This is a genomic window from Mycolicibacterium houstonense, from assembly GCF_900078665.2.
GTDB classification, from domain to species: Bacteria; Actinomycetota; Actinomycetes; order Mycobacteriales; family Mycobacteriaceae; genus Mycobacterium; species Mycobacterium houstonense.
In genome coordinates, this window is sequence record NZ_LT546207.1 from 69,109 (window position 1) to 80,985 (window position 11,877).

Consider the following 11,877-nt stretch of genomic DNA (forward strand, 5'->3'; position numbering starts at 1 on the left):
GGCCGTCGGCAAGCCCGGTGCGGTCTGGGTACTGATCGCCGGGGTGATCGGTCTGGCGGCGGCCCTGGCGCTCACGATCGAGAAGATCGAGCTGCTGATCGATCCCTCGTACGTGCCGTCGTGCAGCATCAACCCGGTGTTGTCCTGCGGGTCGGTGATGTCGACCCCGCAGGCCGCGGTCTTCGGATTCCCCAACTCGCTGATCGGGGTGGTCGCCTTCACGGTCACCCTGGTCACCGGTGTCATGGCCGTCGCGGGGGTTCGCTTGCCGCGGTGGTACTGGGCCGGCTTTGCCGCCGGCGCGCTCGCCGGTGTGGTGATGGTGCACTGGCTGATCTTCCAGAGTCTCTACACCATCGGCGCCCTGTGCCCGTACTGCATGGTGGTGTGGGCGGTGACCATCCCGCTGTTCGTCGTGGTGAGCTCCGTCGCGCTGCAGCCGCTTCACGACAACGCGGTGGCCCGGGTGCTGCACCAGTGGCGGTGGTCGATCGTGGCGCTCTGGTTCACCTCACTTCTGCTGTTGATCCTGGTGCGTTTCTGGGAATACTGGTCAACGCTGCTGTAACACGTCAGAAATAACTCGGCGGTTAGGTCTATCCGTGATTTCCAAGCTGTTAGTCGCCAATCGTGGCGAGATTGCGATCCGTGCGTTTCGCGCCGCCTACGAGATGGGTATCGCGACCGTCGCGGTCTATCCGTACGAGGATCGCAATTCGCTGCATCGCCTGAAGGCCGACGAGTCGTATCAGATCGGTGAGGTCGGCCACCCGGTCCGGGCGTACCTGTCGGTGGACGAGATCATCCGGGTGGCCAAGCATTCCGGTGCGGATGCGGTGTACCCGGGCTACGGGTTCCTGTCGGAAAACCCGGAGCTGGCGTCGGCCTGCGCCGAGGCGGGGATCACGTTCGTCGGTCCTTCGGCTCAGGTGCTGGAACTGACCGGCAACAAGGCGCGGGCGATCGACGCGGCGCGGGCGGCCGGGTTGCCGGTGCTGGCCTCGTCGGCGCCGTCGTCGTCGGTGGACGAATTGGTCGCTGCGGCAAGGGATATGGAGTTCCCGCTGTTCGTCAAGGCGGTATCCGGTGGCGGTGGCCGCGGGATGCGCCGGGTGACCGACGCCGATGCGCTGCCCGAGGCGGTCGAGGCGGCTTCACGGGAGGCCGAGTCGGCGTTCGGTGACCCCAACGTCTATCTCGAGCAGGCGGTGCTCAACCCGCGTCACATCGAGGTCCAGATCCTCGCCGACACCCACGGCAACGTGATGCATCTGTTCGAGCGGGATTGCAGCGTGCAGCGGCGCCACCAGAAGGTGATCGAGCTGGCACCCGCTCCGAATCTGGAACCCCAACTGCGTGAAAAGATTTGCAGTGACGCCGTGGCGCTGGCCCGCCAGATCGGCTACAGCTGTGCCGGCACCATCGAGTTCCTGCTCGACGAGCGTGGCCATCATGTGTTCATCGAGTGCAATCCACGGATCCAGGTGGAGCACACGGTGACCGAGGAGATCACCGATGTGGATCTGGTCGGTTCACAGCTGCGCATCGCGGCGGGAGAGAGCCTGGCGGATCTGGGTTTGAGCCAGGACTCATTGGCGATCCGCGGGGCAGCGATGCAGTGCCGGATCACGACCGAGGATCCGGCCAACGGCTTCCGTCCGGACACGGGCCGGATCACCGCCTACCGGTCGCCAGGCGGCGCGGGTGTTCGGCTGGACGGCGGCACCAACGTCGGGGCCGAGGTGTTGGCGCATTTCGACTCGATGCTGGTCAAGCTGACCTGCCGGGGTCGTGATTTCTCCACGGCGGTTTCGCGGGCGCGCCGGGCGTTGGCGGAGTTCCGCATCCGTGGTGTGTCGACGAACATCCCGTTCCTGCAGGCGGTGATCGAGGATCCCGATTTCCGGGCCGGGCGGGTCACCACGTCGTTCATCGATGACCGTCCGCAGCTTCTGACGGCGCACACCCCGGCCGACCGCGGTACCAAGATCTTGAACTACCTGGCCGATGTGACGGTGAACAAGCCACACGGCGAGCGTCCGTCGGCGATGTATCCGCACGACAAGCTGCCTGCGCTGGACCTGTCGGCGGCGCCGGCGGCGGGGTCCAGACAGCGGCTGATCGAGCTGGGGCCGGAAGGTTTCGCGGCCTGGATGCGTGACAGCTCGGCGGTCGGGGTCACCGACACCACGTTCCGCGATGCCCACCAGTCATTGCTGGCCACCCGGTTGCGTTCCACCGGCCTGCTCAAGGTGGCGCCGTACGTGGCGCGGATGATGCCGGAGTTGCTGTCCATCGAGTGTTGGGGTGGCGCGACGTACGATGTGGCGCTGCGATTTTTGAAGGAAGACCCGTGGGAACGGCTGGCCGCGCTGCGGGAGGCGATTCCCAACATCTGTCTGCAGATGCTGTTGCGGGGCCGCAACACCGTGGGGTACACGCCGTATCCGGAATTGGTGACATCGGCGTTCGTGGAAGAAGCGACCCGGACCGGCATCGACATCTTCCGCATCTTCGATGCACTGAACAACGTGGACTCGATGCGCCCGGCGATCGATGCGGTGCGCGAGACCGGCACGGCCATCGCCGAAGTGGCGATGTCCTACACCGGGGATCTGTCCGACCCCAACGAGAACCTGTACACGCTGGACTACTACCTGAAGCTGGCCGACCAGATCGTCGACGCCGGCGCGCACGTGTTGGCGATCAAGGACATGGCCGGACTGTTGCGGCCGGCCTCGGCGCATGCTCTGGTTTCGGCGTTGCGGTCACGGTTCGATCTGCCGGTGCACGTCCATACCCATGACACGCCGGGTGGGCAGCTGGCGACCTACCTGGCGGCCTGGCAGGCCGGGGCGTCGGCGGTGGACGGGGCGGCGGCGCCGTTGGCCGGCACCACGAGTCAGCCCGCGTTGTCCTCGATCGTGGCCGCGGCCGCGCACACCGAGTACGACACCGGGTTGTCGCTGGATGCGGTGTGCGATCTGGAGCCCTACTGGGAGGCGCTGCGCAAGGTCTACGCGCCGTTCGAGAGTGGGTTACCGGCGCCGACGGGGCGGGTGTACACCCATGAAATCCCCGGCGGTCAGCTGAGCAATCTGCGCCAGCAGGCCATCGCGCTGGGGCTGGGGGACCGGTTCGAGGAGATCGAGACCGCCTACGCCGCTGCCGATCGGGTGCTGGGCCGGTTGGTGAAGGTGACCCCGTCGAGCAAGGTGGTCGGCGATCTGGCGCTGGCGTTGGTGGGTGCCGGGGTCAGTGCCCAGGAGTTCGCGGCCGACCCCGCCAAGTACGACATTCCCGACAGCGTCATCGGGTTCCTGCGCGGTGAGCTCGGTGACCCGCCGGGAGGCTGGCCGGAACCGTTGCGCACCAAGGCACTTGAGGGGCGAGGGCCGGCCAAGCCGATTCAGCAACTCTCCGCCGAGGACGAGGAACTGCTGGCAGCGCCCGGGCCCAAGCGTCAGGCCGCGTTGAACCGGCTGCTGTTCCCCGGACCCACCAAGGAATTCGAGGCGCACCGCGAGACCTACGGTGACACCTCCAGCCTCAGCGCCAACCAGTTCTTCTACGGGCTGCGCTACGGCGAGGAACATCGTGTCGAGCTGGAGCGCGGCGTGCAGTTGCTGATCGGCCTGGAGGCGATCTCCGATGCCGATGAGCGTGGGATGCGCACGGTGATGTGCATCCTCAACGGCCAACTGCGCCCGATCACGGTGCGCGACCGCAGTATCGCCAGTGAGGTTCCCGCGGCCGAGAAGGCCGACCGCAACAATCCGGATCACGTGGCGGCCCCGTTCGCCGGGGTGGTCACCGTCGGCGTCGCGGCCGGCGACACCGTGGCTGCCGGCGCAACGATCGCGACCATCGAGGCGATGAAGATGGAGGCCGCGATCACCGCGCCCAAGGCCGGCACCGTCGAACGCGTCGCGGTGTCCGCCACCGCCCAGGTCGAAGGTGGCGACCTGCTGATCGTGGTCGGTTCGGGTAAGAGCGAAGCAACCGGGGAATCAATCTGACCCGCATCATCGCGGGGGCACTCGGCGGCCGCCGGATCGCGGTCCCCCGTAGTGGGACCCGGCCGACCGCCGACCGGGTCCGGGAGGCCGTGTTCAACGCGTTGAGCGCGCGCTTGGATTTCACCGGACTGTCCGTGCTGGATCTGTACGCCGGCTCGGGAGCCCTTGGGCTGGAAGCTCTTTCGCGTGGTGCCGGGTCGGCGCTGTTCGTCGAGTCCGACGCGCGCGCGGCCGCGGTGATCTCCGAGAACATCGCCGCACTGGGGGTCCGTACCGCCACCGTGCGCCGCGGCAGCGTCGACACGGTGCTGTCCGGGGGCGCCACGCGGCCGGTGGATCTGGTCTTCGCCGACCCGCCCTACGACCTCGACGATGCTGCGGTCGACGCGATGCTCACGGTACTGGCGCGGGCCGGCTGGGTGCGCGGCGGTAGCTATGTGCTGGTGGAGCGGCGCGCATCGGGGCAGCCGGTCAGCTGGCCCGAGGGCTGGGATGCCCTGAGCGCGCGGCGGTACGGGGATACCCGCGTCGAGCTCGCGGAAGTGGGGTAGCGGACACCCTTGGGCGACAGCATGTACCGTCGTCACCCATGAGTGGCGCGGTATGCCCCGGCTCCTTCGACCCGGTGACCCTTGGCCATGTCGACATCTTCGAGCGTGCCGCGGCACAGTTCGACGAGGTCGTGGTGGCGGTTCTGGTGAATCCCAACAAGAAAGGCATGTTCGACGTCGACGAGCGCATGGCGATGATCGCCGAGTCGACCACGCATCTGCCGAATCTGCGCGTCGAGTCCGGTCAGGGCCTGGTGGTCGACTTCGTCAAGGCACGCGGTCTGACCGCGATCGTGAAGGGTCTGCGCACCGGCACCGACTTCGAATACGAGTTGCAGATGGCGCAGATGAACAGGCATGTGGCCGGCGTCGACACCTTCTTCGTGGCCACCACACCGCAGTATTCGTTCGTGTCGTCGTCGTTGGCCAAGGAGGTCGCCTCCCTGGGCGGCGACGTGTCGGCGTTGCTGCCGGAGTCGGTCAACCGGAGGTTGCGGGCGAAACTAGGCGGTTAGCCCGCGGCCACCGCGGGTATTGGTTCGGTAGCGCTCAGCCCACTGCGCAACGTTTTCGAACCGATTCTGTGGAGGACCCGCCGTGCCGAACACATTCGTTCAATCCACCGACGACGTGGTGAAGTTCCTCAAGGACCAGCACAACCTGATCAAGGACCTGTTCGAGGAGGTCTTCTCCGCCTCGACGACCGAGGCTCGCGAGAAGGCCTTCATCGATCTGCGGCAGCTGCTGGCGGTCCATGAGACCGCCGAAGAGATGGTGGTGCACCCACGAGTCCGTCGTGAGGTCAACGACGGCGACGAGATCGTCGACGCCCGCCTGCACGAGGAGCACGCCGCCAAGGAGCAGTTGTCCAAGCTGGAGAGCATGGACTTCGATTCCGACGCCTTCATCACCGAACTCACGAAGTTCCAGCAGGCCGTGATCGACCACGCCGAGCACGAGGAACACGAGGAGTTCAACAAGCTGCACCGCAAGCTCGACAAGCAAGATCTCGAGCGGATGGCCAAGGCCGTTCAGGCTGCCGAGTCGATCGCTCCCACCCGCCCGCATCCCGGGGTGGAGTCCGCGGGGATGAACTTCGCCGTCGGACCGTTTGCCTCGATGCTCGATCGTGCGCGCGATCTCATCGGCGCAGCACTGAGGTAAGGAACCGAAGGTCGTCGTCGCCGGCTTCGGCGGCGACGACCGTCGTGCGCGATCATGACCGTGCTCACAGCCGCGGATCGTCGGGGGCGACACACCGATTGTGCTCCCTAGTCACAGGCGTAACACCAGGCACACTGGTCACTGACAACGACGACCTGGAGGGTTTTGCCGTGTACCGAGTTTTTGAAGCGCTCGACGAGCTCGGCGCGATCGTCGAAGAAGCGCGTGGTGTGCCGATGACCGCCGGTTGTGTGGTGCCGCGTGGCGATGTGCTCGAGCTGATCGACGACATCAAGGACGCGATCCCCGGTGAGCTCGACGATGCGCAGGACGTGCTCGACGCCCGCGATTCGCTGTTGCGGGAGGCCAAGGAGCATTCCGAGTCCGTGATGGCGAAGGTCAACGCCGATGCCGACGGCATGATCAATCACGCCCGCGGTGAAGCGGACCGGCTGCTGGCCGACGCCAAGGCGCAGGCTGACCGGATGGTCGCCGAGGCGCGGCAGCACAGCGAGCGCATGGTCGGGGAGGCGCGCGAGGAGGCGGCGCGGCTCGCGACCGCCGCGAAGCGCGAGTACGACGCGAGCACCGGCCGGGCCAAGGCCGAAGCCGACCGCCTGATCGAGAACGGCAACCTGTCGTACGAGAAGGCCGTGCAGGAGGGCATCAAGGAGCAGCAGCGCCTGGTGTCGCAGACCGAGATCGTCTCGACGGCCACCGCCGAGGCGACCCGCCTGATCGATGCGGCGCATGCCGAGGCCGACCGGCTGCGCGGCGAGTGCGACATCTACGTCGACAGCAAACTCGCCGAGTTCGAAGATTTCCTCAACGGCACATTGCGCTCCGTCGGCCGCGGGCGTCACCAGCTGCGGACCACCGCGGGAACACACGACTACGCCACCCGGTGATCCGCTCCGCTGCCGGACACGCATGTCCGTCATGGCGCGTCGTGACCCCGCCGTAGGATTGCTGCATGGCGAAGCGCGCGAGATCGGGGGAACCAGGGGGAAGGTCAGGTGATTCCCGATCGCCGCTGGTGATCGATGTTTCGAGACTCGGCCGGCGGCCGGGTTCGCTCATGGTTCACCAGGAGACGGTGCCCAGCCCGGTACGGATCGGGGCCGAGCTGGTCGCCGTCGAGGAGGGCGCACCGCTCGAGCTCGACCTTCAGCTGCAGTCGGTGTCGGAAGGCGTGCTCGTCAGCGGCACCGTGGCTGCCCCGACCGTCGGTGAATGCGCGCGGTGCCTGACCGCGATCTCCGGCGACGTCGAGATCGATCTCACCGAGTTGTACGCCTACCCGGACAGCACCACCGACGAGACCACCGACGCCGACGAGGTGAGTCGCGTGGGCTCCTCGGGCCAGGCCGACACCGTCGACCTGGAACAGCCGATCATCGACGCGGTGGGGCTGGCGTTGCCGTTCTCGCCGCTGTGCCGTCCGGACTGCCCCGGCCTGTGCCCCGATTGCGGTGTGGCGCTGGCGGCTGCCGAGCCCGGGCACCACCACGACAAGATCGATCCGCGCTGGGCCAAGCTGTCGGCCCTGTTACCCGAGGACGAGCAGCCCGGGGGTGACAAATGAGCGAGTCGCATGAGGCATTGCTGGAGGTGCTCGGCGTCGACCTGCCCGATGAGCTGCTCACCGTCGCGTTGACCCACCGCAGCTACTCGTACGAGAACGGCGGTCTGCCCACCAACGAGCGCTTGGAATTCCTCGGCGATGCGGTGCTGGGGTTGACCATCACCGAGGAGCTCTATCACCGTCACCCGGAACGGTCAGAGGGTGATCTGGCCAAGCTGCGCGCCAGCATCGTCAACACCCAGGCGCTGGCCGATGTCGGCCGTGGCCTCACCGACAGCGGGCTGGGCAGCCACCTGCTGCTCGGCAAGGGCGAGGAGAACTCCGGCGGCGCCGACAAGTCCAGCATCCTCGCCGACGGGGTCGAATCCCTGCTCGGTGCAATCTATTTGCAGCACGGTCTGACCACCGCCCGCGAGGTGATCCTGCGGCTGTTCGGTGAGCTGCTCGACACCGCGCCGACCCTTGGGGCCGGGCTGGACTGGAAGAGCAGCCTGCAGGAGCTGACGGCCGCCCGCGGGCTCGGTGCACCCAGCTATGTGGTGACCTCCACCGGGCCCGACCATGACAAGGAGTTCTCGGCGGCCGTGGTGGTGGCCGACGTCGAGTACGGCAGGGGTGTGGGGCGCAACAAGAAAGAGGCCGAGCTCAAGGCGGCGGCCGCAGCCTGGAACGCGCTCGACGGTGCGCTCGACAATGCGTGAGTATCGATGCCCGAACTACCCGAGGTAGAGGTCGTCCGCCGCGGATTACAGGAACATGTTGCGGGCAAATCGATTTCGGCGGTACGTGTGCACCATCCGCGTGCGGTCCGCCGTCATGAGGCCGGTCCAGCCGACCTGACCGCCCGGCTGCTGGGCGCCACGATCACCGGCACCGGACGCCGCGGCAAGTACCTGTGGCTGACGCTGGGGGAGGACGACGGCGTCGAGACCGAGGCGCTGGTGGTGCACCTCGGGATGAGTGGCCAGATGCTGCTGGGGCCCATCCGGGACGATCGTCATCTGCGCATCGCGGCGCTGCTCGATGACGGCACGGCGCTGAGTTTCGTCGACCAGCGCACATTCGGCGGCTGGCAGCTGGCCGATTTGGTGACGGTCGACGGCACCGCGGTGCCGCAGCCGGTCGCCCACGTCGCGCGTGATCCGCTCGACCCGCGCTTCGACCGCGACAAGGTGGTTGATGTGCTGCGCCGCAAGCAGTCTGAGATCAAGCGTCAGCTGCTCGATCAGACCGTGGTGTCCGGCATCGGCAACATTTACGCCGACGAGGCGTTGTGGCGCACCAAGATCAACGGGGCCAGGACCGCCGCCGCGTTGCCCCGGCGCCGGCTGGCCGAGGTGCTCGACGCGGCGGCCGAGGTGATGACCGACGCGCTCGGCCAGGGCGGCACGTCATTCGATTCGTTGTATGTGAACGTCAACGGCGAATCCGGTTACTTCGAGCGGTCTTTGGATGCCTATGGCCGCGAAGGGGAACCTTGCCGGCGGTGCGGTGCGGTGATGCGCCGCGACAAATTCATGAACCGCTCGTCGTTCTACTGCCCGAAGTGTCAGCCCCGCCCCCGGGGCTGACACCTCGAGTCCTGATCGATCAGGGGATGCTTGGCATGCCCGGCATGTCGGACATGCAGAGCTTCCACTCGCCGCCCTCTTTGCGGAGATACAGCTTGCCCGGGCCGGCGCTGCTCGAGATGTCGACGACAGCCTTGTTGCCGGTCACCGTGATCTTGGTGATCTCCGCCGACCCGCTGGAGTCCGCGGACTTCGGGATGTCGATGGCATCCAGGCCGCCGACCGACTCGAACAGGTCCTGATCCGCCTGGCAGAAATAGGGCAGGGCCTCTTTGAGATCGCTGGTGCTGGTCATCACCTCGTCGAGGAACTCCCGGACCTCTTTTTCGGCGTCGCTCTCACCGGCGGCCTGCGAGGACCCCACGCCGTCGCGTCCGCCGCTGTCCGAATCGCCCTTGAACACGAAGAAGATCAGCCCGCCGAGCAGCGCCAGCACGGCCACGGCCGCGACGGCGATCAGCGCCACCTTGCCGTTCCCGCCGCGCGGCGGCTGAGGGGTGGGGTAGCCGTAGGGCTGCTGTGGTGCGCCGTAGGGCTGTTGGGCTCCGTAGGGCGTTCCGTACGGCTGCTGTGGTGCGCCATACGGCTGTTCGGGCGCGCCGTACGGCGACCCGTAGGGCTGCTGGGGCTGTTGCGGCGCCCCGTACGGAGATCCGTAGGGCTGTTGAGGCGGTTGGGGCGCCCCATAAGGTGAGCCATACGGCTGCTCCGGATTCCCGGCGGCATCCGGATACCCTTGCGGCCCGCCCTGCTGATACGGCTGCTGCCACGGCCCCAGGGGTCCTGGCGGCGGGGTGGGCGGATTGCTCGGCGGGTAGGTCACGGTGCTCCTCGGCGAAGTCGGTCCACCGAGTCTATCGTCGCAGCCCGGTTTGGCGCCGGGCCGAAGCGCAGCGTGGCGCGCAGACCGCGCCGGTCACCTGCGGAATATCAGCGCGGCGCGGAGTGTAGAAATACCGCATGACCGAACTTTGGGTTGACCGCACCGGGGTACGCAGGTACGTCGGGCGCAGTTCGCGCGGTGCAGAGGTACTCGTCGGCAGTGAGGACGTCGAGGGCGTGTTCACCCCGGGCGAGCTGATGAAGATCGCCCTTGCCGCATGCAGTGGGATGTCCAGTGATCAGCCCCTGCGCCGCCGGCTGGGCGACGATTACCCGGCGACGATCCGCGTGTCGGGGCCGGCGGACCGGGAGCAGGAGCGCTACCCGCTGCTGGAGGAGAAGCTCGAGATCGACGTGTCCGGTCTGTCGGAGACCGAGGTGGCCCGGCTGCTGACGGTGGTCGAACGGGCCATCGACCAGGTCTGCACCGTGGGCCGCACGCTCAAATCCGGCACCGAGGTGAAGTTCGAGGTCGCGACTCGATGAGCGGACCGGAACTCCCCGCGGCCGGACCCGGCGCCGAGGTGCGGTTGAGCGCTTGGGTGCACGGTCATGTGCAGGGCGTGGGGTTCCGGTGGTGGACCAGGTCACGGGCGCTCGAGCTCGGCCTGACGGGGTTTGCCTCGAATCGGCCCGACGGCCGGGTCCATGTTGTGGCCCAGGGGCCACGTGACAAGTGCGAGCGATTGCTTGAGCTGCTGCGGAGCGGCCAAACCCCGGGCTCGGTGGACAACGTCGTCGCAGATTGGGCGGATGCCGACGCCCCGATGGCGGGGTTTCACGAACGGTAGCCGAGTCGGCGGTAGGGTAAATCGCCGTGCACCTCAAGAGTCTGACGCTGAAGGGCTTCAAGTCCTTCGCCTCGCCGACGACTCTGCGTTTCGAACCCGGCATCACCTGCGTCGTCGGGCCCAACGGCTCGGGCAAGTCCAACGTGGTCGACGCCCTGACCTGGGTGATGGGCGAACAGGGCGCCAAGACCCTGCGCGGCGGGAAGATGGAAGACGTCATCTTCGCCGGCACGTCGTCGCGGGCGCCGCTGGGCCGCGCCGAGGTGACGCTGACCATCGACAACTCCGACAACGCGCTGCCGATCGAGTATTCCGAGGTATCGATCACCCGGCGGGTGTTCCGTGACGGTGCGGGTGAGTACGAGATCAACGGCAGCAGCTGCCGGTTGATGGATGTCCAGGAACTGCTGAGCGATTCGGGCATCGGCCGTGAAATGCACGTCATCGTCGGCCAGGGCAAGCTCGCCGAGATCCTGGAGTCGCGGCCCGAGGATCGCCGCGCGTTCATCGAAGAGGCCGCCGGCGTCCTCAAGCACCGCAAGCGCAAGGAAAAAGCGGTCCGCAAGCTCGACTCGATGGCGGCCAATCTGGCCCGTCTGACAGATCTGACCACGGAGCTGCGCCGCCAGCTCAAGCCGCTGGGCCGGCAGGCCGAGATGGCGCGCCGCGCGGCGACGATCCAGGCCGATCTGCGGGACGCGCGGCTGCGNCGGACGGTGACCTCGTCGGCGCCGGTTGGATCAGCGGCGGCTCCGACCGCAAGCCGTCCACGCTGGAGATCAGTTCCGAGATCGACAAGGCCCGTAGCGAGCTGGAGGTCGCCGAGCGGCAGACCGGTGAGCTGGCAGCGGCTCTGGCGGGCGCGCTGACCGAGCAGGCCGCCCGACAGGAGTCGGCCGAAGAGGCCATGGCCGCGCTCAACGAATCCGATGCGGCCATCTCGGCCATCTACGAGCAGCTTGGCCGGTTGGGACAGGACGCGCGTGCCGCCGGAGACGAGTGGCAGCGCCTGATCCGTCAGCGCGACGAACTCGAAGCGGGACGCACCAAGACGGTCGAGGAACTCACCGAACTCGAATCGCGGCTGCGCAACGCCGAACAACTGCCGATGTTCGAGGCCGAGCCGGTGGACCGGCAGGCCACGGTGGCCGCCGCCGAAGCGGCGCGCTCGGTCGAGGTGGAGGCCCGCCTGGCGGTGCGTACTGCCGAGGAGCGGGCGAATGCGGTTCGCGGACGGGCCGATTCACTGCGCCGTGCCGCCGCTGCCGAGCGGGAGGCGCGAGTCCGTGCGCAGCGGGCCCGGGAGGCCCGGGC

At 67.5% G+C, this 11,877-nt stretch carries 12 protein-coding genes and 2 pseudogenes; 13 read left to right on the plus strand and 1 reads right to left on the minus strand.

Annotation, left to right across the window (positions count from 1 at the left end; genetic code table 11):
• The 9 genes from BN4332_RS00380 to mutM form a co-directional block, all read left to right on the plus strand.
• A partial coding sequence (locus tag BN4332_RS00380) for a vitamin K epoxide reductase family protein (protein WP_066896049.1) occupies positions 1–568 on the plus strand: 568 nt, incomplete at its 5' end.
• 34 nt (positions 569–602) lie between these two features.
• Positions 603–4,019: a pyruvate carboxylase gene (locus BN4332_RS00385; protein WP_066896052.1), complete on the plus strand. Its 3,417-nt coding sequence runs from the start codon at positions 603–605 to the stop codon at positions 4,017–4,019.
• Positions 4,016–4,570, plus strand: a complete 555-nt coding sequence (rsmD, locus tag BN4332_RS00390) for a 16S rRNA (guanine(966)-N(2))-methyltransferase RsmD (protein ID WP_074132927.1) — start codon at positions 4,016–4,018, stop codon at positions 4,568–4,570. The genes BN4332_RS00385 and rsmD overlap by 4 nt, the downstream gene beginning before the upstream one ends.
• A gap of 38 nt (positions 4,571–4,608) precedes the next feature.
• Positions 4,609–5,085, plus strand: coding sequence for a pantetheine-phosphate adenylyltransferase (gene coaD / locus BN4332_RS00395; RefSeq protein WP_066896060.1), 477 nt, complete (start codon positions 4,609–4,611; stop codon positions 5,083–5,085).
• 82 nt (positions 5,086–5,167) lie between these two features.
• A complete protein-coding gene (locus BN4332_RS00400) occupies positions 5,168–5,734 on the plus strand; it encodes a hemerythrin domain-containing protein (protein ID WP_066896063.1) in 567 nt (188 codons plus the stop codon).
• Positions 5,735–5,904: 170 nt separating this feature from the next.
• Positions 5,905–6,642 carry a cell division protein SepIVA gene (sepIVA, locus tag BN4332_RS00405; RefSeq protein WP_066896067.1) on the plus strand — a complete coding sequence of 246 codons (738 nt, stop codon included), beginning with the start codon at positions 5,905–5,907 and terminating at the stop codon, positions 6,640–6,642.
• 65 nt (positions 6,643–6,707) lie between these two features.
• Positions 6,708–7,319, plus strand: coding sequence for a YceD family protein (locus tag BN4332_RS00410; protein WP_066896070.1), 612 nt, complete (start codon positions 6,708–6,710; stop codon positions 7,317–7,319).
• Positions 7,316–8,020 (plus strand): ribonuclease III, encoded by a 705-nt coding sequence (rnc, locus tag BN4332_RS00415; protein ID WP_066896073.1) that lies wholly within the window; start codon positions 7,316–7,318, stop codon positions 8,018–8,020. The genes BN4332_RS00410 and rnc overlap by 4 nt, the downstream gene beginning before the upstream one ends.
• A 6-nt stretch (positions 8,021–8,026) precedes the next feature.
• On the plus strand, positions 8,027–8,890 hold the full coding sequence (gene mutM, locus BN4332_RS00420) for a bifunctional DNA-formamidopyrimidine glycosylase/DNA-(apurinic or apyrimidinic site) lyase (RefSeq protein ID WP_066896075.1): 864 nt from the start codon (positions 8,027–8,029) through the stop codon (positions 8,888–8,890).
• Positions 8,891–8,909: 19 nt separating this feature from the next.
• On the opposite strand, the gene BN4332_RS00425 is transcribed toward mutM, so the two are convergent.
• Complete coding sequence (locus tag BN4332_RS00425) at positions 8,910–9,713, minus strand: hypothetical protein (RefSeq protein WP_074132928.1); 804 nt, start codon at positions 9,711–9,713, stop codon at positions 8,910–8,912.
• Between the two features lie 137 nt (positions 9,714–9,850).
• Between BN4332_RS00425 and BN4332_RS00430 the strand changes: the two genes are divergently transcribed.
• From BN4332_RS00430 to BN4332_RS35305, 4 genes and pseudogenes are all read left to right on the plus strand, one after another.
• Complete coding sequence (locus BN4332_RS00430; protein WP_039318821.1) at positions 9,851–10,258, plus strand: OsmC family protein; 408 nt, start codon at positions 9,851–9,853, stop codon at positions 10,256–10,258.
• Entirely contained in the window at positions 10,255–10,563 is a 309-nt protein-coding gene (locus BN4332_RS00435; protein WP_066896081.1) for an acylphosphatase, read from the plus strand. The genes BN4332_RS00430 and BN4332_RS00435 overlap by 4 nt, the downstream gene beginning before the upstream one ends.
• A gap of 26 nt (positions 10,564–10,589) precedes the next feature.
• Positions 10,590–11,270: pseudogene (locus tag BN4332_RS35300) on the plus strand (chromosome segregation SMC family protein); the annotation flags it as partial.
• 200 nt (positions 11,271–11,470) lie between these two features.
• Positions 11,471–11,877 (plus strand): annotated as a pseudogene (locus BN4332_RS35305) (chromosome segregation protein SMC); the annotation flags it as partial.